Source organism: Evansella clarkii, assembly GCF_002019695.1.
Classification (GTDB): Bacteria; Bacillota; Bacilli; order Bacillales; family Salisediminibacteriaceae; genus Evansella; species Evansella clarkii.
In genome coordinates, this window is the sequence record NZ_KV917376.1 from 249,303 (window position 1) to 273,575 (window position 24,273).

Sequence of the window (24,273 nt, forward strand, 5' to 3'; positions counted from 1 at the left end):
GTACCGCCGCTTAGGTTAATTCGTTGACGACCTCTTCCAGTTTCATGCCCCTGGAGCCTTTTACTAAGACAATATCCCCGTCCCCTGCTATTTCTTTAAGCTTGGAAATCAGCTCCTGTTTGTCATCATATGCATGCACCCGCTCATCCGGGAAGTTCACTTTTGCTCCTTCAGCGATTTTCCTGCCCAGCTTGCCAAACGTGAAAACGTGACTGATTTTATCTGTGTCAATCCCTTCTCCGGTTTCAAAGTGGAAGGTATTTTCATTGTCTCCAAGCTCCAGCATATCCCCTAAAACAACTATTTTTTTCTTATAGCCATTCAGATCCTGTAGGAGTTCAATCGCTGCCTTCATAGAGGTCGGGCTCGCATTATAGGCATCATTAATAACTGTGATTCCATCTTTCCCTTGTATCAGTTCTGTTCGCATCCCGGTAATTTTCAGGCTTTTAAGACCTTTTTTAATTGCGGCAGCCGGCACGTCAAAACGTTGCCCTATAGCGATGGCAGCGAGAGCGTTATTTATATTATGTTTGCCAAGAACTGGAATGAAGAACTTTGTTTCAGACTCGCCATTTATCGTAAAAAAGGTCCCATCGCTTTTTTGCTCAACCTGTACAGGATAGTAGTCGTTTGGACTGGAGCTGCCAAAAGTAACAACCTTATACGGAGTGTTCACTACTTTTTCTGTCAGCAGAGGCTCATCCCCGTGAATAACCAGCGTACCGTTTTCCGGTAATCCTGCTGTAATTTCAAACTTTGCTTCGGAAATCCCTTCTCTGGAACCTAAATCCTGTAAATGAGATTCCCCGATATTCGTAATAATTGCAGCTTCAGGTTTTGCAATTTTGGAAAGAAGTTCAATTTCTCCTCTCCCGCTCATGCCCATTTCCAGTACTGCTATTTCTGTATCTTCTTCTAATGCCAGAATTGTCAGCGGCAGCCCAATATGATTATTGTAGTTCCCTTCCGTTTTCTGAACCTTATAAGTTGTTGAGAGAACGGAAGTCACCATATCTTTTGTAGTCGTTTTTCCGTTACTTCCAGTAATGCCAATGGCTTTTGCCGGAAGGTCTCCCAGATAATGTTCAGCTAAGTCCTGTAATGCAAGTAAAGTATCTTCTACAAACAGGAGCGGTAAGCCAGATGGCGGATTCGGCTGATTTCTTTGCCAAAGGGCTCCTGCTGCTCCATTCGCCGCAGCCGTTTCCACAAAATCGTGGCCGTTGAAATTCTCACCCACAATAGGTACATAAAGATTTCCTTCATTAATCGTCCTTGTATCAGTGGATACTCCTGTAATCTTAACGGAGTTATTTTCCTTGTCTGCAAGTTCTCCGTTCACCCATATTGCAATATCTTTAAAGTTTCTTTTTATCATCTGTCTCGCTCCTTCTTGAAAAACCATCATTTATTCGTGTCATTTACAAATACGTACATGCTTGCGTCCATCCTGTTTCTATTCTATGTAAAAGGAGGCTGACTCACACTGGAGTCAACCTCAATACTATTATTATGCCTTAAAATGTATGCTTAATCTTCTGTTTTTCATCGTGGCGCTCTACTCCCAGCTCCACGAGTTTTTCAATCAGCTGAGGATAAGGCAATCCGGATTCCTGCCAGAGCATCGGGAACATGCTGAATGGGGTAAAACCAGGCATGGTGTTTACTTCGTTCATGAGGATTTCCCCGTCTTTCGTTAAGAAGAAGTCAGCGCGGACTAACCCGGAGCAATCAAGTGCTTTAAAGGACTGAATCGCTACACGCTTAATTTCTTCGTACTCTTCCTCTGTGATGTCTGCAGGGATAATAAGGCCGGTGCTTCCGTCCTCATATTTCGCTTTATAATCATAAAAATCTGTTTCCGGAACAATTTCCCCTGCAACAGAACATTGCGGATGTTCGTTCCCTAAAACAGCCACTTCAATTTCTCTGCCATCGATTCCTTCTTCAATAATAATCTTACGGTCATATTCAAAGGCTTCTTTAAATGCTTTCTCCAGGCTTTCCCTGTCGTTACATTTACTGATACCGACACTTGAACCTAAGTTTGCCGGCTTCACAAAACAAGGATAGCCAAGCTTTTCTTCTACTTTTTTGTATGCCGATTCTGCGTCATTTTCCCAGTCGCGGCGAAGGTACCATACATATTTAGCCTGCTTGATGCCTGCCTGCTCATAGATATTTTTCATCATCACTTTATCCATGCCAGCAGCAGACGCTAATACACCATTCCCAACATAAGGAATGTTCATAAGTTCAAGCAAACCCTGAACTGTTCCGTCTTCCCCGTTCGGTCCGTGAAGCAGAGGAAAAACTACATCAATTTTGTCATTCGCAGTTTCGTTCTCGTTTTTTACAGGTACAGGGAAAATTTCTGAATTTAACGCCAGTGGTGAAACGGCTTCTCCTTCTTCTTTTAACTGAAGCTTCTTCACATCTTCAACCGGAGCCTGAAGCTCTGCGCCTCTGACCCACTCACCAGTTTCCGTAATATATATTGGGTGTACTTCATATTTTGTCAGATCCAATGCTTTAATTACAGCTTTTGCAGTTTGTAATGATACTTTATGTTCCGCGGATTTACCGCCATACAACAATCCAAGTTTAATCTTCATATTCACCCTCCATATCTGTTTACCTTTATTATTGTACCATTTTCACCTCTAAGTTAAATACTAAATTATCATCGTAAAACTATAATCGCTCAAAAGCCCACTGCTAACTAATGTATGTAAATTTCTGATTTACGGGCATGTATACCTCGGTGTTTTTTCCGAACTTAATCATTTCCTGACCTTTTATCTAATACCTGTAAATATACTATTTTAAACTTTAGTGATAAGCAAACTAAAACATATATACCTTATGTTAACAATTTAAAAGACTGAACGAAGCGGTTATTTAAGGCTTACTTACAGTATAATAGGACAATACCTCTTCAGAAACAGATGAGTTGCCACTTCGTCTTCGTTTTACTTATACATGATTACGCAGAAAATTGTGCAGGAGTGTGACTAACTCCCGACCACCCTGTTTAATATATAGTAAAGATCATTCTGCACTCTGAAAACATGCCCCTTCATTTAGATCAAGAGTTTTTCCAAAAATCGAACGCGCGTAAAAAAAGACAGCCGGTGCTTCCGGCTGCCTTAAACCATCAATTAATAGATAACTCGTTATCAATAGTTATTAAAGAAACAAGCTTTGCATATGCTTCAGGCTGTGTACATGAAATTTTCCCCATAATGACTGAATGCTGTGCACCAGTTGCTGAGGGAAGAGTATTGCTGTTACCCTTAATACAATGGTAACCTAGCAAAGCAAATGCAATAGCTTCTTTCAAGTCGCTCGGTATCCCTATATCCTCACTTGTCAATATTCTCTGCTCTGGAAGGTACTCGCTTAAATAACTTAATAGGGTTTTGTTGCTGCTTCCTCCGCCGCAAATCACAACTTCATCAATCTCTCGCCCTGCATTAAGTAAGAATTTTTCGTAACCCTTAGCAATACTCATGGCAGTCCAGGCTGTCAAAGTGGCTATTAAATCATTTCTCTCCACCTTCAGGTCTGCTGCTCTCAACCATAAATGTTCAATAAATGCTTGATTAAAAAGCTCTCTTCCAGTTGTTTTAGGAGGCGCTTGTTCAAAATATGGATGCTTCATGAGCTCCTGTAACAAGTTTTCAGAAATACTTCCTTTTGCTGCTAATGCTCCCCCTTCATCATACATCTTTACACCGTTCGTAATCCTTTCCACTACTGCATCCAGTACAATATTTCCTGGCCCGGTATCAAAAGAGAGTACCTCCTCGGGCTTCCCGTTAGCGGGGAGGTGTGTAACATTTCCAATTCCACCGATATTCTGTACTGCTCTGTTTTTACGTGTGTCGCGATAGCAGACATAATCGAAGTAGGAAACAAGTGGTGCTCCCTGCCCCCCCGCTGCCATTTCAGCAGGTCTGAAATCTCCCACCACGGGAAGCCCTGTCACTTCAGAAATAACAGAAATATCACCTATTTGAAAAGTGGAAGGAATCTCCCACTCGCTCGTCGTAGCTTCTGGGGGGATATGAAAAATCGTCTGCCCATGCGAGCTCACAAAGCAGATCTTCTCTTTTGGTATACTGCTTTTTTCTATCAGGTGGTTCACCCTTTCCCCAATAAGCTTCCCTAAATAGGCATTAGTTTTGCATATCTTATCTACTGAAGAAGTTTGAGGCTCACAAAGCTCTAGCAGTAACTCTCTTACAAATGAAGGATAACTGAGGAAATCAGAATCTATTAAATTAATAATTATGTCATAATCGCTTCCTTCAATTTCAACCATTGCAACATCGATTCCATCTAAGGAGGTGCCTGACATTAGACCGATACCGTATATACTCATTTAACCTTCTCCTCACTTTTATGATATAAATGGCATGCGACAAAATGGTCTCTTTCCACCTCAACAAAAGCCGGCACAACTTCCTTACAACGTTTATATGCTTCGGGGCAGCGTGTTCTGAAGACGCAGCCTGAAGGCGGATTAGACGGGTTAGGAATATCTCCCTTTAATACAATACGCTCTTTTTTCGCCTTAGGATTTGGCTTAGGAATAGAAGATAATAACGCTTTCGTATAAGGATGCAGTGGATTGACGTACAAATCCTTCTTAGGTGAAAGTTCCATCATTTTCCCAAGATACATCACACCGATTCTATCACTGATATGCTTCACCACACTCAGGTCGTGAGCGATAAAAAGGTAGGTTAAATTAAATTCCTCTTGCAAGTCGCTCATCAGGTTTAATACCTGGGACTGAACGGAAACATCCAGTGCTGACACAGGTTCATCGGCTATAACGAGTTGGGGGTTAATCGCTAAGGACCTTGCAATTCCAATCCGTTGCCTCTGGCCTCCGGAAAACTCATGGGGGAATTTCCTCGTCGCTTCCATTGGCAGGCCTACTGTTTCAAGTAAGTATTTTACTCTTTCTTTCCGCTCGCTTTTTTTATACATATTATGAGTATACATTGGCTCCTCAATCAGTTCCCCGATCCTCATCCTTTGATTTAAGGATGCATAAGGATCCTGAAAAACCATCTGCATATGCCGCCGATGCTTTCTCATCTCGCTCTTACTCAGATACGTAATATCATGCCCATTAAACACTATTTGTCCATCAGTAGGGGTTAACAGACGAAGTAGCGTTCTTCCAAACGTAGTTTTTCCAGAGCCAGACTCCCCTACAATCCCAAGCGTTTCACCTTTTTTAATAAATATGTCAACATTATCAACAGCCTTTACATGCCCAATGGTTCTTCTAAAGACTCCGCCCCTTATCGGAAAATATGTTTTAATTCCTTTTGCTTCTATAATATTTCCAGTCGAGTCATCTGCTTTTGCAGTAAGTCTTTCATCCTCAAGAGTATGAACAGTCACTGTATTCTCCTCCTTTCCACTCATTAACTAAGTTCATAAAGATAACAGCGTACTTTATGATCTGGTTCCACCTTTAAAAGATCAGGAGGTGCATCAGTACAACGTGGCATTACCTTGCTGCACCGCGGAGCAAACCGGCAGCCCCTGGGGAAATTATCCGCAGAAGGGACTGTACCGGGGATTTGCTCCAGCCTCTTCCGCTCTTCTTCGATTTTAGGAATACTTGCTAATAGTCCTGAAGTATAGGGATGTTTCGGTTTTTCAAATATTTCATCTACAGATGTTTCCTCCACCACCTGACCACCGTACATTACAAGGACCCGATCAGCCATTTCCGCTACTACACCAAGATCATGCGTAATTAATAGAATAGAGGAATTAAATTTCTTTTTGACGTCTCTCATTAACTCGAGGATCTGCGCTTGAATCGTTACATCAAGTGCTGTTGTGGGCTCATCGGCAATCAGCAGTTTTGGGTCGCAGGACATTGCCATGGCAATCATTACCCGCTGTCTCATTCCACCGGATAATTGATGAGGGTACTCATGAATAATTTGCTCTGCACGTGCAAATCCTACGAGCTTCAACAGTTCAACCGCCCTTTTTTTCGCTTCAGATTTTTTAAGATTTTGGTGATGAAGCAGCGCTTCTGTAATTTGGTTCCCTATAGTAAACACAGGATTTAACGAAGTCATCGGCTCCTGAAATATCATCGCGATATCATTGCCTCGGATCTTATTCATCTTCTTTTCTGGCAGTCCGACTAATTCATCTCCAGAAAATTTAATAGATCCTTCAACAATCTTGCCATTCGGCTTCGGAACAAGCCCCATAATTGATAAGGAAGTAATACTCTTTCCTGAGCCTGATTCACCTACAATGGCCACAGTTTCACCATTTTTTATTGTAAAATTGACCCCGTCCACGGATTTAATAATTTTGTCCTCTACAAAAAAGTATGTTTTTAAGTCTTTGACTTCTAATAGTGCGTCCGACATCAAATCACCTTCTCACCTCTCAAGATAACATTTAAATCTATTTGATTAGTTTTGACATCATATATTCATCCACGTACTCTCCCTCAATCATATAAACATGGCTTTTCTTTCCTTCCACTGAAAATCCCATTTTTTCGTATAAACGAAAAGCATTCGTGTTCGTTGCCATTAATGTCAGTTCCAGACGGTGGATTCCCTTTTCTTGCGCCCACTCTTCCAATGCCTCAAAAAGCTTTTTTCCTAACCCTTTGCCGGTATGCTTCTGGAGAATAGCTATAACTATATGAACCATATGCCTGTTTCTCCTCGCATTTCCGCCACGTCCTGCAATATATCCCGCTAGAGATCCCTTTGTTTCTGCTACAAGAATAGTGGAGTTTTCCTGCTCCAGCGTCTTTTTGATACTCTCTCTTTGATCTTTTAATGTCGTTTCTCTTTCTCCAGGTTCAAATAATAAAAATTGCGTTTCACTATCGAGAATTTTGCTCATTTCGAGAAAATTCTGAGCATCTTCCTCTCGAATTGTTCTAATAATCATTAGGGTCCTCCCCATGCTTTGTTCCTATGCATTTCTCGCAAGTTCCGCTGCTTCACCAACTCTTCCTTTACATGCCGAAAGGAATTGCTGAGCCTCTTGGAATGAAGCTCCTGTTTCGCATATAATGATCGCTTCCTTCACTCTCCACTCTGTCTGGCCTAACAATTTCTTAGCTTTTGCTTCATCACAGGAAGTAACTTTCCTAACAATATTAATCGCTCTCTTTTTCAGTTTTTCATTCTTGGCCTGTAAATCCACCATAAGGTTCTGATACACTTTCCCAAGCTGAACCATCGTGGCTGTGCTAATCATATTCAGTACCATTTTTTGAGCCGTGGCTGCCTTAAGCCTGGTTGATCCCATAATTACTTCGGGACCGACAATAATTTCAATCGGTAATTGCGCCACCTCTGATATGAGCGTATTTCCGTTGCAGGAAACGCTAATAGTGCTTGCATTCTTGCTGTTCGCGTATTCCAGTGCTCCAAGTACATAGGGGGTGGTCCCGCTGGCAGCTAAGCCTATCAGAACATCCTTAGTATCAAACCCGTGTTCCAAAAGATCCTCTTTAGCCTTCTGCCGGGAGTCTTCAACGCCTTCCAAAGCATTTCGAAGCGCTATATCACCTCCGGCTATAATTCCATTTACCAACCCAGGAGGAGTATTAAAAGTCGGAGGGCATTCTGAGGCGTCAAGCACCCCTATTCTTCCGCTTGTGCCAGCTCCGATATAAAAGAGCCTGCCCCCTTTGTTCAGATGATCCACTACCATTTCAATCGCCTTTGAAATTCTCGGAATTTCCTTTTTTACTGCACGAGCAACCTTTTGATCTTCCTCGTTCATCACGTTTACCACATCTATAATTTCCATTCGGTCAATATTTATAGTGTTTAAATTTACCGACTCTGTAACCAAGGCTTCCTTTTCACTTTGTGCCATCCGGCCACACTCCTTAATGCTATGACTTAAGCTTAGGATCTAGTAAATCTCTCAAACTGTCCCCCAGCAGGTTAAAACAGAAAATTGTCAGAATAATAAACAGTGCAGGAAAAATTGCTATCCATGGCGCCAGTTCCATATATCCCCTTGCATCACTAAGCATGGAGCCCCAGGAAGGGTGAGGCGGCTGTATTCCAAGCCCCAGGAAACTTAAGGCAGCTTCTGCGAGGATAGCTATAGATAAGGCGAGAGTAATTTGCACCAGGAATGGAGCTAGAATATAAGGAGTGATGTGCCTTAAAATAATTCTCGGAGTCTTTATTCCAATAGACTCTGCGCTAAGTACAAAATCCATCTCTTTCACCGCAATGACCGAAGCCCTTACTAATCTCGTAAATACTGGTATCGTCACTATCCCAATGGCTATCATCGTGTTTCTAAGATTAGGTCCGAGAACCGCTACAATTGCTAACGCTAACAGAAGGTCCGGGAATGCAAAGAGCACATCCATTATTCTCATAATTGTATTGTCCACCCAACCTTTAAAAAATCCTGCCAGCAATCCAAAAATGAAGCCGAATGTAGCGCCTATACCTACTGCAATCAGTCCGACCATAATAGATACCTGTGCTCCGTAAATGATTCGACTTAGTATATCTCGGCCGAATTCATCTGTCCCCAGCCAAAACTGGGTACTCGGCCTTTCCAACCTGTGTTGATTAAACATTTCAGTAGGATTATAAGGAGCTATAACAGGAGCTAAAAAGGCAAGAAGTATAATAAACAATACTCCAATTAACCCTGCCATGCCAATCTTGTCTTTTCGTAGCCGATCTGTAATTTCTTTCATTATTCATCACCCTGTGCTAACTTTTTAGTCGTAAGAAATACGCGGATCTAAATAAGAATAGAGAATGTCTACAATAAGATTTACTGTTACAAAAATAGTTGCTATAAACAGAATCGTTCCTTGAACAACCGGAAAGTCCCGCTGGTTTATCCCTGTTAATACCATCTGCCCTAAACCTGGCAGAGAGAAGATCTGCTCAACAATAATTGTTCCGCCCAGCAGGTAGCCTATCTGCATACCAATTATTGTTAAAACAGGGATAATTGCATTTCTTAAAGCATGTTTAAAAAGAACCATTTTCTGTGATATTCCTTTGGCTTGTGCTGTTCTGATAAAATCTTGTCCAAGTATTTCTAAAATCGAGGATCTTGTCATTCTCATTAAGGAGCCTGCCATCGACGTTCCTAAAACAATAGCAGGTATCAATAATATTTCCAGATTTCTTCTCGGATCTTCAAGAAAACCAACATAACCTACAGGCGGATAATAGTTAAAGAACAAAGATAAAATTAAGATTAATAGCGTTGCTAGTGCGAAGTTGGGTATAGAAACTCCAAGTAGTGATACAAAGCGGATACCGATATCCCCTTTTGTATTACGCTTGACCGCGGCTAAAATCCCCATTGGAATTGCGATCATCCATGATATAATTGCTGCAAATATCGTCAACTCAAATGTTAAAGAAAAGCGATTCAGCATCTCTGGAAGAATTGGTGCTCCAGTCCGTAAAGAGTTACCGAAATCTCCAACAAATACTCCGGATATCCAATTCCAGTATTGCTGATACAATGGCAGATTCAAGCCAAACTCCTGCCGCAGTTGTTCTTTTAATTCTGGTGTTGCCTCCGTCCCGAGAATGATACTTGCAATATCACCAGGGATAATATTCATTACTAGAAAAACAAAAACAGTGACTCCAAATAAGACTGGGATAAACAAGAATAATCTTCGCAATATATACGTGTACATATAGCTCACCCTCTAGGTTAATTAAAGAACAGGAGGCTGCAGCGCAGCCTCACTATCTGTTATTCTGATAAGTACGTGTCGTGGAATCTCTCTGAGCTGTGTGGTAATGGCATATAATCTGAAACATTCTTTGATATAACAATGTAATTTTGAGGATTATATAAGAATAGGTTTGGTGCTTGTGTCAGTAATCGGTCCTGTGCATCGAAGTAAGTCTGCTCTCTGGTGCCTTGGTCCACTTCAAAACGCCCTTTTTCAGCAAGCTCATCGAATTCTTCATCGGAAAAGCCCCATACGTTAGCTGACCCTTCTGTATGAAAGAAGAAGTTTAATGATCTATCAGGATCCGTTCCGGCACCGTTTCTTCCAGTCAGCATGTCATAACGCCCTTCATTCCAGGCATCAATATAGTCGCCCCATTCCAGTTGTACAATTGTTACATCAATACCAATCTGCGCTAGCATCTGCTGGATCATCTGGCCGTCTGCTACCCGGTCTCTGTAGGTTCCAGGAACACCTATTTCAGCTTCAAAACCATCCCCAAACCCGGCTTCTTCCAATAATTCTTTTGCTTTTTCAATGTTATGCTCATACATTTCATGCTGTGAAACATCGATGGACCAGTTTCCTAGAGAAGGAGGTACCGGGCCAGTTAATTGAGCATCTCCGCCCATCACAGTATTTATTAGTTCATTTCTGTCCACTGCTAAGCTGATTGCCTGGCGGACTCTTTCGTCGTTAAATGGTTCTCTCTCCGTATTTATTCCAAGGTAGTTGTAATCGAGCGTATAATAGTTGATAATCTCCAGCTCTACGTTGGCTTCAAGAAGGGAAACAGACTCAGGAGAAACAGTAGTTAAATGGATCTGCCCTGTCCGGACTGCTGCGATTCTTGAAGATTCGTCAATCATAGTCAGGTATTTCAGCCCATCCAGTTTAGGCTGGCCTTCAATGTAATAATCTTCATTTTTAGATAAAATAACATGTGTATCCGGCACCATTTCTTCAAATACAAATGGCCCTGTACCAACTGCTTCCTGGTTTAAATCACCATGCTCTTCCACTACTTCCTGCGGGACTATTGCAGCACTGCTATGTGCAATATAGGACAAGAACGGAGCATAAGCATCACTTAAATGAAATTGAATCTCATAATCTCCAAGAATTTCTATGTCTTCTACTGATGTAAAGTAAGAGGCACCAATAGAAGCGGTTTCAGGATCTTTTATACGATCAAAGCTGTACTTTACGTCTTCAGCTGTCATTTCCCGCCCGTTATGGAATTTCACTCCTTCTCTAAGCTTAAATATATATGTGGTATCGTCCACCTGCTCCCAGCTTTCAGCAAGCTGTGGGGCTAGTTCCATATCATCATCAAACTGCAGTAGCCCTTCGTATACTTTTCCTGTAATACGAATAGAGGAGTGCGCTGTGACTTTATGTGGGTCTAAGCCGGACGGATCCTGGTCTGCAGCAATCAGTAGTGTTTGTTCTGCAGCCATGTTTTCACCTGTGGTTCCATTATTATTTTCATTATTGCTTTCTTCACTATCATTTCCGACTGCATTATTATCGGAATTACTTATGTCGTCCTCGCCATTAGTTGAAACAGCGTTATTACCACCACAACCTGCAAGGAAAAGCATACATATAAATAACGCTAATATGAATAAAACTTTAAACTTCATTCCTCTTCCCCCTTATTACTTGAGTGAATTTAAAATTAAATTGTGGAACGTCTGCCTGAAATCATTGATGTTTTTGGGCTCTGAAGCAACATGAAGCCGACTGGTAAAGATTACTGCGAGCAAATTTTTCTCCGGAGACACCCAAATCGATGGCCCGGTAAAACCAGTGTGTCCTGCTCCTTCAGGAAACACTGGGGAAATGGACCAGCCTAATCCTCTGTTACCAGCCTGCTTTTCCATACTTTTCGTCACGAGCTTTCTGTTAACCAATTGCACTCCCCCCCAATCACCTCCCTTAAGAAAAAACTGTGCTACTTTTGCTACATCCTCTACCGTTGAAAAAATACCAGCATGACCTGCCTGCCCTTCCCAAAAGTAGTGGGCATTACCGTCGTTCACTTCTCCAATAATCGGCTTTCTGGTTGAGCGCCACTCCCTGAAGGATAAGCCTCGGTCCCTGCACATTTGCTGTTCAATCTGGTTGCCGTATTCTGTAGCTGCAATATCTTCAGCTGATACAGGCCCAAATGTCATGGATGAAAGATTTAACGGTTCAGTAATTAATTCATGCAAAGCTTCTTGAAGGCTCAGGCTAGTTGTTTCCTTTATGATTTCACCAAGCAGCATAAAGTTTAGATCGCTGTATGTAATTTTCTCTTCATTATTTTCAGGCTGTATTAATCCCGGGAGTAAGCCCACAAGAATGTCATAAAAGTTTTTTTCTTTAGCTGTGTAAAATGGAAACCAGGCCATTAAACTTGATGAATGGGTCAAAAGCTGGAAAACAGTAATATGACCTATGTGTTTGTTTAGCTCTGGTCTTATGCGGATGTCTGAGAGGCACTCTGTAAGTTTAGTGGCAAGGGTTAGCTTATCTTCTGTAATGAGGCGGAAAATCATTAGTGAGGTTATAATCTTCGTAACAGAAGCTAAGTCGTACATCGTATTCTTCGTTACCTTTTTGCTTATTGGGCTTTTGACAGAATATCCATATGCATTTTGATATATCACCTTATTTTCTTTAATCACTCTACAGTTTAAGCCAGGCAGGATTCCCCGGTAAGCTGTTTCGGATAGAAACCGGTCAATTTCTTTTATATCCAGGTGTCCCATCATTCACCTCATTTCCTGTTTTTAATAGATTTTCTTGTACTTTCAAGGTATTTAACAGCTTCTTCATAATTTTTCGAAGCTACACCTGTGTAGATAATATCAATTATGTTTAATTGGGCGATCCTGGAAGCCATAGCTCCGCTTCGGATACTTTTCTCCAAAGAGGAAGCAAATAAGCAGACGTCAGCCATTTGGGTAATCCGGGACTTTCCATACTTGGTGAGTGAGATGATTTTTGCTCCGTTTTGTTTTGCTATTTTTATAGAATCAATTACTTCCTGAGTCTCCCCGGAATAAGATATAGCGAGAACAGTATCTTTATCTGTTAAATGAGCAGCAGAGGTGAGCTGACCATGATTATCGGGGTATGCCTGACACCAGCGGTTAATTCTTGCAAATTTTTGCTCCACATCAATCGCTATAACTCCTGAAGCACCTACTCCATATACATCAATTTTTCTCGCGGAGTCTAATATATTTATTGCTTGTTCTACCGCACCATAATCGATAATGGATAATGTATTCTCAATAGATTTCAAGTTATTAATAGTAACAAAGTCAACGATATGCTTCACTTCTGTAAAATACTTCAATTCGGAAATATCCTCATATTTCGTGTTAAGTGTTTCATTCATACTTAACGAAGCTGAAATGTTAAGCTTCAGTTCTTTAAATCCCTTAAACCCTAGTGAACGACACATCCGGATAATTGTTGCTTCACTGACTTTGCATACTTTTGCCAGCTTAGAAATTGACAAATCTAATATTTCTTGTGGGTGATTGATAATATAATTTGCTACCTTCTGTTCCGAAGGCTTTAAATGTGATGCACTTTCTTTTATTTTCACTAGGCCGTTAAAAAATGAATACAATTTACTGCCCACCTTTATGAAGTTTTATTACATTATTTTATTATAAATTGTAGTTAAACTACCTAAATAATATGGCATGTTTTTCCTTATGTCAATAATTATTTTGAAAAATTAGAATTTTATGACTACGGAAACTCATGGCGTTTTACCTTTAAGATATAGTTTATGAATACGGAATAGTTTCGAAAAGTCTGGTTTTAAAACGATAAAGGAGACTAATTTCAAACGAGGCAATCAAAAACTTAAAGAACGATCGTTTATCAGCGAAACCGAAACTGCCCCCCCTATATCAGCGAAAACCCAAAAACAAAAAAAGCTTCTCACAAGTTTGGTCAACTTATGGAAGCTTATTCGCACCGCCTCGATCGAGGAAGTATATTAAATTAACAGCACCGGCAATTTTTCAGCAATTAGCTCTGCAGTTAGTCAAGTTCAATAGCGCATGCGCTTGATTGAAAACTTTCCCCTATCAGAAACTCTCCATCTTCTGTGTAATCAATCTGTGTTTCTTCATCTAAATACCGTTTAGTAAATCGATCAATTCGTAGTTGCACTCCTTCATGCTCTAGGACTGTATCATTCCGGCGGGGCTCATCAAAAACAAGGGAAAACTTAACAGAAATCCCGCATCCACCGGCTACATCAGCATCAATCCGAGGTCCCCGTTCTTCTTCTGTCTCAATACTTTTTAACTTGGTTAAGGCTGCATCCGTTAATGTAATAACCATCGGATCCACTTCCCTTCTTATACGTTGACCAGCTGCTGGAATAACGGATAGGCACTACAAATGGCTTTTGTTGTTTCCTTTGCCTTTGCTAAAACATTTTCGTCACCTTTGCTCTTCAGCACATCAGCGATCACTTTTGCGATTTGTTCCATTTCTTTCTTCTTCATTCCCCGCGTTGTTAAAGCAGCAGTCCCCATTCGGACTCCACTTGTAACAAACGGACTTTCGGGATCAAACGGAATCGTATTTTTGTTAACAGTAATACCCGCCTCTTCAAGAAGCTGCTCCGCTTCTTTTCCAGTCAGGCTCCATGGGCGAACGTCAAGGAGCACGAGGTGATTATCTGTGCCTCCTGAAACAAGGGAAGCTCCTTCTTTCTTCAATGCTTCAGCAAAAGCCTGGGCATTGTCTACAACTTGTTTGGCGTATTCTTTAAATCCAGGCTGCAATGCTTCCCTGAAGGCAACTGCTTTAGCTGCAATAATGTGCATTTGCGGCCCGCCTTGTGTTCCAGGGAAGACAGCTTTATTAACCTTTTTAAAAACTTCTTCATTATTCGATAAGACGATGCCTCCCCGAGGTCCGCGCAAAGTTTTGTGTGTTGTACTTGTTACAACATCCGCGTAAGGTACAGGTGATGGGTGCAGCCCTGCTGCAACAAGCCCTGCAATATGCGCCATATCCACCATCAGCTTTGCACCGACCTGATCTGCTATATCTCTGAACCTGGCAAAATCGATCGTTCTTGGATAAGCGCTTGCACCTGCAATAATTAATTTTGGCTTTTCTTTTTTCGCCAGTGCTTCCAGCTCCTCATAATCAATCATGTGAGTATCTTCCCTCACTCCGTATGAGACAACATCAAACCACTTACCGGACATACTCACCGGGCTCCCGTGTGTCAGATGGCCTCCGTGCGAGAGATTCATCCCCATAATTTTGTCGCCTGGCTCCAGTAAAGCGAAAAATACAGCTGTATTTGCCTGAGCGCCTGAGTGTGGCTGGACATTTGCATATTTAGCGTCATACAGACTTTTTAAGCGGTCGATGGCTGCCTGTTCCGCAACATCTACAAATTCACATCCGCCATAATATCGCTTTCCTGGGTAGCCTTCTGCGTATTTGTTTGCCATCACATTTCCCATTACTTCTAAAACTTCCGGGCTGACAAAATTCTCAGATGCAATTAATTCCAATGTGTTGAGCTGCCTCTTCTCTTCATTTTCGATCGCTTCAAAAATAAGTTCATCCGTCTCTCTGATTCTCATGAAATATCCCTCCTGGTTTTGAGTTGATAGTTTATATGAAAAATAAAGCACAGAACCAGGCAGCTTCCCTGTTTCCCTTTTTTCATAAAAAAGAACAGGAAAGGCAGCTGGTTTTTCTGCCATTCTCCTGTCCTTGGGTGAAAATAAAAAAGGACAGAAAAGAGGCAGTAATTTGCTACCCTTCTCTGTCCTTTTACCTGAGAGTTTAACTTCATCTTACGAAGCCTACCCCTTTGGTGGCGTTTTGCCAACGCGCTCTCCAGAGATGCGTCCTGTTATAGTTCCTCTACCTGAGAGATTGGTTCCAAGGGCCTTTTTGGAACTTGCTCCTTCGGTGGTAAAATACAACTACACTCTCCTACAACAATCATCCGCTACATATTCATTTCCTATTTTTAGACTATTGGCAATCTTACCGTTTGTCAACTTTTTATTTATAAATGCATAACTTTATAAATAATGCCCGGGTTAACATACGCAGAGATAATTACCGGCTGTCTATATTGTTTTTTACAGGGATAATATCCGCTTTTCTCCTTCAATCGCCTGGATCGGCTCGATATTCTGCGTGAATTCCAGTGTGCCCATATATTCCTTTTGCTCATTTCGAATTGCAAAATAGCGAATATAAACGAACTTATCCTTGAACTTAATCCAGAAATCCTCACTATCCTTTTTCCCGGCTTTAAAATCGTCCAGCAGGGCTTCTACGATATGAGCGCTTTTCGGAGGGTGGCAATTTTGCACAGTGCGGCCGATTACTGCCTTAGTCCTTGCAAAAATCCTTTCCGTTCCATGTGAGAAATAGCGGACAATATCTTCGTGGTCAATAAACGTAATATCAACTGGAAGGTTGTTAAATATTAACTCCAGCTGATTCAGCGACAGTAGACCAGTCTCCAGCTTGATAAAGCCTTCTGTTAATGCCTTTGAATCTAAGTCGGCTCTTTCCGGCTTCCATACTGTAGCCGGCCCAGTGAGGCAGTATCCTATTTCATCACTTTCCTGAGCAATCTTTATCCATTCATCCTCGGTTAAGTTGCTCATCGCCATAGGGAAAAGAATATGCTCCTCTCTGTATATCATTGTAGTTACTTGTTCAGCAATATAATGAAGAGTACTGAGAACTGCTTCTTTATCCCCGTTGTAATTTGTTAACTGCTTTTTAGTATCCTTTATGGCGTCACGGATATAATCATCCAGCCTCCACATGTTAACAGAAGGACCATTGATTCCATACTTCTCAAGATACGGAAATAATAATTGTTCTTTACGTGTAAAATGCTTGTCAATATCATACAGAAGATTGCACACGTCGATCAGCTTATATATATTAGCAGGGGAATCCTCTTTTTCAAATTCCTCTTTAAGGGGCAGCAGTTTCGATTCCAGTAAACTTTCGATTTCTCTGTTTTCTCTGTGAAAAGTGTGAACGGGATGGCCTGGAATATCCTTAGGATTCTCTATTTCTATAATATTTCCTTCCATAATACTTAAATGGGCAGCGGATATTCTTTCGAGCTCACTCTTTGATAATGCTTTTTCTTCCAGAACGTCATGTTGATACTGGGAAAGTTCCATTATCTCCTCCACTGTCACTTTTCCTATTTTTTCATCTGCAAAGGCTTTAACTTCTTCCGGGTCTTTGCCATTAAAGAGATCCCAGAACACTGTTTTCAGTAATACCTTACGATCAGTACTTTTATCCACGGTGAGTTGCTCGCGGTTGTTTATTAGTTCGCTCATTTAAATCGCTCCTTTTCTCTGTCAGACGGAGGGATCAAATGAGAATCCCTCTCACTATACAAAGTCTATCACTTCTCAGCGTTTAACTTAGTGACCGTAATCACAACAGGAAAAGGATTTGTGACGATCTTTTCAAATCTATTTTTTATACAAAAAAGAAGCTTTCCACAAGTGTCATTACTCATGAAAAGCTTCTGCTTATATTAGGAATCAGAACCAGTTGACAGGCTCAGGTTTGAGGTTCTGGAATATATGCTTTGTTTCTGTATACTCTTCAATACCCAGTTTTCCTAATTCCCGGCCAATTCCGGACTGCTTAAACCCGCCCCATGGCGCATGCGGGAAGTAAAGGTTGAAGTCATTGATCCAGACAGTACCCATACGCATCTTTTTAACACAGCGTTCCGCTTTTGGAATATCGTTAGTCCAGACACCGCCGGCAAGTCCATAGACTGAGTCATTGGCAAGCTTTACTGCTTCCTCTTCTTCACGGAACTTCTCAACTGTTATAACAGGTCCAAACGCTTCATCCTGAACAATGCTCATGTCTGTCGTACAGTCTGTGAAAATGGTTGGAAGATAGAAAAAGCCGTTTTGCAGTTCCGGGTCTTCCGGGCGGCTTCCGCCAACTGCCAAAGTAGCACCTTCTTTAATACCTGTTTCAACATACTCTTCCACTTTTGCGCGATGTTCAGCTGAAATAAGCGGCCCCATTTGTGTATCTTCGTCAAATCCGCTTCCAAGCTTAAACTTTTTCACCCGCTCAACAAGTGCGCTAACGAATTCGTCATGAATGCTTTCTTCTACAATCAGCCTTGTACCCGCTGAACAGATTTGCCCAGCGTGGAAGAACACGCCATTTAATGCCTGGTCTACAGCTGTCTCAAAATCTGCATCGGCAAAAATAATATTAGGGTTTTTCCCGCCAAGCTCAAGAGCCAGCTTTTTCACATTAGCACTTGCCGCCTGCATAATCTTCTTCCCGGTAACAATTCCTCCTGTAAAGGAGATAAGATCTACATCAACGTTGCTTGATAATTCTGCACCAACTGTGCTCCCTGCACCAAGTACAAGGTTAGCAACACCAGCTGGAACCCCAGCCTCTTCCATAAGCTCGAACACTTTAATAGTAGTAAGGGGGGTAATTTCACTAGGTTTCATAATTAAAGTGTTCCCGGTTGCAAGGGCTGGAGCCAGCTTCCAGGAAGCCTGAAGCAATGGATAATTCCACGGTGTAATCTGGCCGCATACACCCACTGGTTCGTGCACCACTCTGCTGATGGAGTTGGGTACGGGAGAATCGATCAGTTCCCCCCCATTTTTATCTGCAAGCTCCGCATAATAACGAAATACACCAGCGATATCATCCATGTCTCCGCGGCTTTCTTCTACTGTTTTGCCGGTATCCAATGATTCTAATCTGGCAAGTTCCTCTTTATCTCTTTCTATTAATTCAGCTATTTTCCTTACGATAGCCCCTCGCTCTGTTGCGGGAGTTTCAGACCATTCTCCGTTATCAAAAGCTTTTCTTGCAGCAGCGATTGCCGCTTTTGTATCAGCTTCATCACCTTCTGGTACTGCAGCAATGACTTCCTGGTTAAACGGATTAATAATTTCACGGGTGTTGCCTGAAAGAGCGTCTACCCATTTCCCATTTATGTATTGTTGTTGTTTCAGATTCAAATCTGTTCACTCCAGTTTAATAAATTAAGTTTGTTAAAAATATATTTAACGTTCAAAGAAGATGTTATCATGTCTTTTTATAGCTGTCAAAGATACTGAGGAATTGAAAAATTTTTGAAAGGATTTAAATACCTCCATAAATCCTATGGTTAAAAAGCTAACAGATATGACAGCAGGTTTATGTCGCCGATTTCCATTTGACATTTCATCTGAATACGGTAACATAAGTCTGTAAAGAAAATTAAATAAATATTTAACGCGCTTTACTTTATACCAAAGGAGCGACTCTGATGAGTGAACAGAACGAACAATCCAGAATGAAAATTGAAGAAGCGAAAGATAAAGTCATTGGCGCTATCGCAGAGACGATGGATTTATATGGCGTAACACCAGCGGCTGCCAATTTATATGCAACAATGTACTTTAAAGAACAAATGACGCTTGATGAAATGCGGACGGAACTTGAAATGAGCAAACCGAGTATGAGCACCAGTGTCCGTAAGCTTCAGGAAATAGAAATGGTCAAAAAAACATTTACACGCGGTTCCAGGAAACATACTTATATAGCTGAAAAGAATTTTTTCCGTTCTTTTATGGTTTTTTATTGCCAAATGTGGGAGCGGGAAGCAAAAACGAATATGGAAGCAATTGAAGAAGCACAGGAAGATTTAATTGAGGTTATAAAAGATTCCTCCAGTACCCCTGATATTGTTACAGAAGCAAAAAAGTACTACGACCAATTGGAAGAATCGAAAGTCTACTATCACTGGCTGGAAGACTTAGTTGCAAGTATAAGAAGCGGTAAGATTTTTGAGTTTCTGCCTAAAGACCAGCAGAAATAATGTGGAAGGTTATCAGGTAGTCTGCAATAGTGTTAACTCCCTGCAGACTGCCTGGCAAGTAAATATATAACTTCCCAGCCTCTTTTAAAATAAGAGCCGATTTATTTTAGTAGTTATGTTAAATATTTTTTTAACGTATTTAACATTTCTAATACATAAACAAAACAAAGGAGAGTTTTACTGTATGAGGAAACGTAAAAAAGGACTTAGTTTTATCTCAGGGCTGCTTATGGTTGGTATTCTGGCAGCATGCGGAGACGCTGATGAGGATGCAAACAGTGCCCAGAATGGCACAGAGCCAGATGCAGATGCAAACAATGGAGAAATAACAATTGGCCAGATTAACTGGGCTGAAAATATTGCAGTAACAAATATGTGGAAAGTAATTTTAGAAGACAAAGGTTATGAGGTAGACTTAACCTTATTGGACATGGGTGCTACGATGATGGCTTTATCAAGCGATGAGCTGGATGCCAGCTTAGAAATATGGCTTCCCGTACAGGACGCTAATTATCTGGAAGAATATGAGGATACTATTAATTTCTCAGAAGCTACCTGGTTTGATAATGCACAAGTAGGTCTTGTGGTTCCAGAGTATTTAGAAGATATTAATAGCGTAGAAGATTTAAACGCGAATAAAGAACTGTTTGATGGACAGATTATTGGTTTCGACCCAGGTGCAGGCACCATGGAAGTTACAGAACAGCTGATTGAAGATTATAATCTCGATTTTGAACTGCTGCCAAGCACTGAACCTGCAATGATTGCTGAAATTGGAAGTAAAATTGAGAATGAAGAACCTATCGTGTCACCACTTTGGAGCCCGCACTGGGTATTTTCCGACTTTGACCTGAAGTTCCTTGATGACCCAAAAAATACATTTGGGGAAACAGAAAAAATTCACCATGCTACAAGACTTGGATTTGAAGATGATTACCCTGAAGTAAGCGAGTGGTTTAATAACTGGAAAATGGACGACCAGGAAATTGCTGAGCTTATTAACTATGTTGAAGGCGCCGAAGACCCGCTTGATGGTGCCACAGAATGGATTGATGAAAATCAGGATTTAATTGGCGAATGGGTAAATTAAACTTTCATAGCTGAAAAAACGAAGAAGTTAGTCCCTCCTGTCTGGAGAGACTAACTTCTTTTTTCGGCTCGGCTGGAATTCTTACAGTACCCAGGACAGAGCTGAGTTGTTTTTCTAAAATAATATCCCGATAATGGAATATACGATTACCGTTGAGAACAGGACGGTCATGTGGATAAGCGAATAGATAAACATAGCTTTCGCCCATTTTTCTGAGACCATTTTATGATATCCATAAATACTTAAAACGAGCCAGATGATACTTAAGAGTAAAGCAACAAGCATAAGACCGATACTTAAGGTTCCCAATAAGACACTTATAGCAATCATGATCACAAGATATACATTAGTCTGAATATACGTTCTTCGCACCCCTTTAACTACGGGTAACATCGGCACTCCAGCTGCTTTATATTCATCGTGCCTGCGAATTGCTATAGCGTAAAAATGCGGCATTTGCCAAATAACTGCAACAATGAAAAGTCCAATTATAGCTGGATGTGTAATATCGGGATAAATAGCTGCCCAGCCAATTAATGGCGGCATAGCACCAGAGATGCTGCCGATTTCAGTATTGTAAATCGTTCTTCTTTTACTCCACATGGTATAAGGGACTACATAAAAGAAGATCCCTAAAAATCCCAGCAGGGCTGCAAGGGGTGTAGTAAAGGCCAGAAGAGCGATTCCAAAAACACTCATAAGTATGGCAAGCCATAGTGCAGCATTAAAAGATATCTCACCCGTTACAGTAGGTCTGTCTTTCGTACGTTCCATAATAGAGTCAATTTCCCGGTCATATAAGTTATTAAATGCCCCAGCTGCCCCAATGACAAGTATAGAGCCAAAGGTAGCGAGCACCATATCAGGCAGTTTTTCTAAAATACTAAATTGATAAGTAAAAATAGCTAATGTCATACCAGCGAACATCGTAATTAAGTTGGATTTAATAATCCCTGTTTTAATTGTTTTTAATATGATATCCAGTTTGGACGGCTTTGTTGTTTTCAATGGTACCTCCTACGATTTTCTTTCAACAGGAGAATAATAATTAATCTCTTACTAGTTTAAAGAAGTATTGTTCCAGGACAAATCTAATTATACACAAAGCTGCAGTATTTTTGTAAGCATAATAAAAAAGAAGACTGCTTCTTCCGCCGGAAAGAGGGTTTAGGATTACATAACACACTCCCACACAGATAACTTACTGGAAATAACGGAACGAGGATCCGGTCACATAGAGCGTGAGGATCCTCATTCCGCTAATGTACAGAACTTCAGATATTTTTTCTTTTGGCCAGGTATTCCCTTCCCAAAAAAGAAGGTCCCTTCCGAAAATGCATGCCTGGAGGGCAAATACATAACGAGAGAGGCCTTCTTTTTAAACGTATTCTTTATATTAAACTTTAACTGTTCCTGCGTCAGCTGGATGTACTCCATGACGATAGAAGTCAGCGTGTTCAGGTTCCAGAGGTTTACGGCCAAGGATTAAGTCCGCCGCCTTTTCCGCAAGCATTAATACTGGTGCATGGATATTGCCGTTAGTGACATAAGGCATAGCAGACGCATCGACTACCCGTACGTTGTCGAGTCCGTGAACCTTCATGGTTTCCGGATCAACGACAGCCATTGGATCAGAAGCAGGCCCCATCTTCGCTGTACATGAAGGATGAAGCGCTGTTTCCGAATCTTTCGCCACCCAGTCTAAGATCTCCTCATCCGTCTGAACAGAAGGACCAGGTGAAATTTCTCCTGAATTATAAGGCGCCATCGATGGCTGAGACATAATCTCCCTTGTGATTCTCACTGCTTCTATCCACTCACGGCGGTCCTGTTCCGTAGAAAGATAATTGTAAACCATACTTGGATGTTCTTTAGGGTTTTTCGAGCGGATCTTTAATGACCCTCTGGCATCAGAGTACATAGGTCCCACATGTACCTGGAAACCGTGCTTTGTGTCTGATTTTTGCCCATCATACCGTACTGAGAGTGGAAGGAAATGGAACATTAAGTTCGGATACTTTACGTCCTCGTTTGAACGAACAAAGCCTCCCCCTTCGAAATGGTTCGTTGCTGCTGCGCCTGTGCGGCTGACCAGCCACTGCAAACCAATCCATGGCATCTTCAATTTATTTAAGTTCGGTTGCTGAGAAACCGGTTTTGAACAAGAGAATTGAATATACGCTTCAAGGTGATCCTGGAGATTTTCCCCTACACCCGGAAGGTGAACAACTGGTTTAATACCAAGTGAACGCAGGTGTTCCGCATCGCCTACACCTGACAATTGAAGCAGTTGCGGCGTATTGATTGCGCCACCGGAGAGGATAACTTCTCCTGCACTAACATGATGAGTCTTCCCATTCCGCTTGTATGTCACACCTTTAGCCCGCTTACCATCGAAATCAATGCTTGCAACAAAAGCACGTGTTTTTACAGTAAGATTTTTTCGTTTCATAGCCGGATGCAGGTATGCACGTGAAGCTGACAGTCGTCTGCCTTTCACTACATGCTTATCAAACGGGCCAAAGCCCTCCTGCCGGAAACCATTCACATCAGGCGTTCGTGAATAGCCAGCTTCTACAGCTGAATTAAAGAAAGCCTGGAATAAAGGATTCGTCGCCGGACCCCGTTCTAATTTAAGAGGACCATTGTGGCCACGGTACTCATCATCTTTTTCTGAACCTAATGCATTTTCCAGACGTTTGAAGTATGGGAGACAGTGCGCAAAATCCCATGTTTCCATACCTGGATCTGCTCCCCACCGTTCATAGTCCATCGGGTTGCCCCGTTGATAGATCATACCGTTAATTGAGCTTGACCCTCCGAGAACCTTTCCCCGGGCATGTTTGACACGCCGGCCTTTCATATGTGGTTCAGGGTCGGTTTTATACTTCCAGTCGTAGAGTGATTTCCCTGCTGGAAACGGTAAAGCTGCCGGCATCTGGATCAACAGGTCCCATGCGAAGTCTTTACGCCCTGCTTCCAGAACAAGTACATTGCGTGTTCCATCTTCACTAAGACGGTTTCCGAGCACAGATCCTGCACTCCCGCCACCTATAATAACAATATCGTATGATTCACTCATATTCTGTACCTCCTGGGATGTTGAAAACTGGATTCAGTGATGTACGTATGGAAACCAGTTAGTAGTTTGATAGTTTTTTATTAAAGTTACTTAGACCCATTTAGTTGCTAAGGGCCATGTACGATAAAACTATATTGTTGTATGTACTCTTAAATTGGGGGTAACTCCCCCACAAGCTTAAGGGCCCTGTCTTCTGTCCGGAAACGGGTCTCAAATTCCCCCGTTAAATTACCTTCCAAGAACTTCATTAAGTTTGTTAAATTTTTATTTAACATTCTTAATACATTTAATTTAACACAGTATATTTTTTTTGTAAACCGGCGGCTATAAACTTTTGCTTTTTGTTTAGGTATATTGGCGAGTCGCCGATAAAGTAAGGGATTTCGCCGATAAAATCAGATTTTCGCCGATAAACCATGCACTTTCGCCGATAAAATAAA

General features: G+C 41.4%; 20 protein-coding genes and 1 riboswitch. Of the genes, 2 read left to right on the plus strand and 18 right to left on the minus strand.

The window, feature by feature from the left end:
• Positions 1–10: 10 nt before the first annotated feature.
• From BK582_RS01025 to betB, 16 genes are all read right to left on the minus strand, one after another.
• Positions 11–1,381 (minus strand): UDP-N-acetylmuramoyl-tripeptide--D-alanyl-D-alanine ligase, encoded by a 1,371-nt coding sequence (locus BK582_RS01025; RefSeq protein WP_078592588.1) that lies wholly within the window; start codon positions 1,379–1,381, stop codon positions 11–13.
• A 139-nt stretch (positions 1,382–1,520) separates the two neighbouring features.
• A complete protein-coding gene (locus tag BK582_RS01030; RefSeq protein ID WP_078592589.1) occupies positions 1,521–2,618 on the minus strand; it encodes a D-alanine--D-alanine ligase in 1,098 nt (365 codons plus the stop codon).
• A 542-nt stretch (positions 2,619–3,160) separates the two neighbouring features.
• A complete protein-coding gene (locus BK582_RS01035) occupies positions 3,161–4,390 on the minus strand; it encodes an anhydro-N-acetylmuramic acid kinase (RefSeq protein WP_078592590.1) in 1,230 nt (409 codons plus the stop codon).
• Positions 4,387–5,451 carry an ABC transporter ATP-binding protein gene (locus BK582_RS01040; protein WP_078592591.1) on the minus strand — a complete coding sequence of 355 codons (1,065 nt, stop codon included), beginning with the start codon at positions 5,449–5,451 and terminating at the stop codon, positions 4,387–4,389. Before BK582_RS01040 ends, BK582_RS01035 begins: the two co-directional genes overlap by 4 nt.
• On the minus strand, positions 5,451–6,425 hold the full coding sequence (locus BK582_RS01045) for an ABC transporter ATP-binding protein (RefSeq protein ID WP_078592592.1): 975 nt from the start codon (positions 6,423–6,425) through the stop codon (positions 5,451–5,453). Before BK582_RS01045 ends, BK582_RS01040 begins: the two co-directional genes overlap by 1 nt.
• 37 nt (positions 6,426–6,462) lie before the next feature.
• Entirely contained in the window at positions 6,463–6,963 is a 501-nt protein-coding gene (locus tag BK582_RS01050) for a GNAT family N-acetyltransferase (protein ID WP_078592593.1), read from the minus strand.
• Between the two features lie 24 nt (positions 6,964–6,987).
• Positions 6,988–7,902, minus strand: coding sequence for an N-acetylmuramic acid 6-phosphate etherase (gene murQ / locus BK582_RS01055; RefSeq protein ID WP_078592594.1), 915 nt, complete (start codon positions 7,900–7,902; stop codon positions 6,988–6,990).
• Between the two features lie 19 nt (positions 7,903–7,921).
• Positions 7,922–8,752 (minus strand): ABC transporter permease, encoded by an 831-nt coding sequence (locus tag BK582_RS01060; protein WP_078592595.1) that lies wholly within the window; start codon positions 8,750–8,752, stop codon positions 7,922–7,924.
• 24 nt (positions 8,753–8,776) lie between these two features.
• A complete protein-coding gene (locus BK582_RS01065) occupies positions 8,777–9,721 on the minus strand; it encodes an ABC transporter permease (RefSeq protein WP_078592596.1) in 945 nt (314 codons plus the stop codon).
• A 59-nt stretch (positions 9,722–9,780) separates the two neighbouring features.
• Positions 9,781–11,409 carry an ABC transporter substrate-binding protein gene (locus BK582_RS01070; RefSeq protein WP_078592597.1) on the minus strand — a complete coding sequence of 543 codons (1,629 nt, stop codon included), beginning with the start codon at positions 11,407–11,409 and terminating at the stop codon, positions 9,781–9,783.
• A gap of 15 nt (positions 11,410–11,424) precedes the next feature.
• Positions 11,425–12,525 (minus strand): serine hydrolase domain-containing protein, encoded by a 1,101-nt coding sequence (locus BK582_RS01075; protein ID WP_078592598.1) that lies wholly within the window; start codon positions 12,523–12,525, stop codon positions 11,425–11,427.
• Positions 12,526–12,530: 5 nt separating this feature from the next.
• Positions 12,531–13,394, minus strand: a complete 864-nt coding sequence (locus BK582_RS01080; protein ID WP_078592599.1) for a MurR/RpiR family transcriptional regulator — start codon at positions 13,392–13,394, stop codon at positions 12,531–12,533.
• A 422-nt stretch (positions 13,395–13,816) separates the two neighbouring features.
• Entirely contained in the window at positions 13,817–14,122 is a 306-nt protein-coding gene (locus tag BK582_RS01085; protein ID WP_078592600.1) for an iron-sulfur cluster biosynthesis family protein, read from the minus strand.
• 17 nt (positions 14,123–14,139) lie between these two features.
• Positions 14,140–15,390, minus strand: a complete 1,251-nt coding sequence (glyA, locus tag BK582_RS01090) for a serine hydroxymethyltransferase (RefSeq protein ID WP_078592601.1) — start codon at positions 15,388–15,390, stop codon at positions 14,140–14,142.
• Positions 15,391–15,658: 268 nt separating this feature from the next.
• Positions 15,659–15,761: riboswitch (glycine riboswitch) on the minus strand.
• A 139-nt stretch (positions 15,762–15,900) separates the two neighbouring features.
• Positions 15,901–17,136, minus strand: coding sequence for a DUF438 domain-containing protein (locus tag BK582_RS01100; protein ID WP_078592603.1), 1,236 nt, complete (start codon positions 17,134–17,136; stop codon positions 15,901–15,903).
• 210 nt (positions 17,137–17,346) lie between these two features.
• A complete protein-coding gene (betB, locus tag BK582_RS01105; RefSeq protein WP_078592604.1) occupies positions 17,347–18,819 on the minus strand; it encodes a betaine-aldehyde dehydrogenase in 1,473 nt (490 codons plus the stop codon).
• Positions 18,820–19,109: 290 nt separating this feature from the next.
• On the opposite strand from betB, the gene cudC reads away from it, so the two are divergent.
• Positions 19,110–19,661 (plus strand): choline uptake/conversion transcriptional regulator CudC, encoded by a 552-nt coding sequence (cudC, locus tag BK582_RS01110; protein ID WP_078592605.1) that lies wholly within the window; start codon positions 19,110–19,112, stop codon positions 19,659–19,661.
• 184 nt (positions 19,662–19,845) lie between these two features.
• Entirely contained in the window at positions 19,846–20,751 is a 906-nt protein-coding gene (locus tag BK582_RS01115; RefSeq protein WP_078592606.1) for a glycine betaine ABC transporter substrate-binding protein, read from the plus strand.
• Positions 20,752–20,865: 114 nt separating this feature from the next.
• Here BK582_RS01115 and cyoE read toward each other — a convergent pair whose 3' ends face one another.
• Positions 20,866–21,759, minus strand: a complete 894-nt coding sequence (gene cyoE, locus BK582_RS01120; protein WP_078592607.1) for a heme o synthase — start codon at positions 21,757–21,759, stop codon at positions 20,866–20,868.
• Positions 21,760–22,147: 388 nt separating this feature from the next.
• Positions 22,148–23,833, minus strand: coding sequence for a choline dehydrogenase (gene betA / locus BK582_RS01125; RefSeq protein ID WP_078592608.1), 1,686 nt, complete (start codon positions 23,831–23,833; stop codon positions 22,148–22,150).
• Positions 23,834–24,273: the final 440 nt, after the last annotated feature.

Bases quoted from the DNA above. Each gene is read 5' to 3' on its own strand.
- BK582_RS01025 (WP_078592588.1), bottom strand. From the start codon at position 1,381: ATGATAAAAAGAAACTTTAAAGATATTGCAATATGGGTGAACGGAGAA.
- BK582_RS01030 (WP_078592589.1), bottom strand. From the start codon at position 2,618: ATGAAGATTAAACTTGGATTGTTGTATGGCGGTAAATCCGCGGAACAT.
- BK582_RS01035 (WP_078592590.1), bottom strand. From the start codon at position 4,390: ATGAGTATATACGGTATCGGTCTAATGTCAGGCACCTCCTTAGATGGA.
- BK582_RS01040 (WP_078592591.1), bottom strand. From the start codon at position 5,451: ATGAGTGGAAAGGAGGAGAATACAGTGACTGTTCATACTCTTGAGGAT.
- BK582_RS01045 (WP_078592592.1), bottom strand. From the start codon at position 6,425: ATGTCGGACGCACTATTAGAAGTCAAAGACTTAAAAACATACTTTTTT.
- BK582_RS01050 (WP_078592593.1), bottom strand. From the start codon at position 6,963: ATGATTATTAGAACAATTCGAGAGGAAGATGCTCAGAATTTTCTCGAA.
- murQ (WP_078592594.1), bottom strand. From the start codon at position 7,902: ATGGCACAAAGTGAAAAGGAAGCCTTGGTTACAGAGTCGGTAAATTTA.
- BK582_RS01060 (WP_078592595.1), bottom strand. From the start codon at position 8,752: ATGAAAGAAATTACAGATCGGCTACGAAAAGACAAGATTGGCATGGCA.
- BK582_RS01065 (WP_078592596.1), bottom strand. From the start codon at position 9,721: ATGTACACGTATATATTGCGAAGATTATTCTTGTTTATCCCAGTCTTA.
- BK582_RS01070 (WP_078592597.1), bottom strand. From the start codon at position 11,409: ATGAAGTTTAAAGTTTTATTCATATTAGCGTTATTTATATGTATGCTT.
- BK582_RS01075 (WP_078592598.1), bottom strand. From the start codon at position 12,525: ATGATGGGACACCTGGATATAAAAGAAATTGACCGGTTTCTATCCGAA.
- BK582_RS01085 (WP_078592600.1), bottom strand. From the start codon at position 14,122: ATGGTTATTACATTAACGGATGCAGCCTTAACCAAGTTAAAAAGTATT.
- glyA (WP_078592601.1), bottom strand. From the start codon at position 15,390: ATGAGAATCAGAGAGACGGATGAACTTATTTTTGAAGCGATCGAAAAT.
- BK582_RS01100 (WP_078592603.1), bottom strand. From the start codon at position 17,136: ATGAGCGAACTAATAAACAACCGCGAGCAACTCACCGTGGATAAAAGT.
- cudC (WP_078592605.1), top strand. From the start codon at position 19,110: ATGAGTGAACAGAACGAACAATCCAGAATGAAAATTGAAGAAGCGAAA.
- BK582_RS01115 (WP_078592606.1), top strand. From the start codon at position 19,846: ATGAGGAAACGTAAAAAAGGACTTAGTTTTATCTCAGGGCTGCTTATG.
- betA (WP_078592608.1), bottom strand. From the start codon at position 23,833: ATGAGTGAATCATACGATATTGTTATTATAGGTGGCGGGAGTGCAGGA.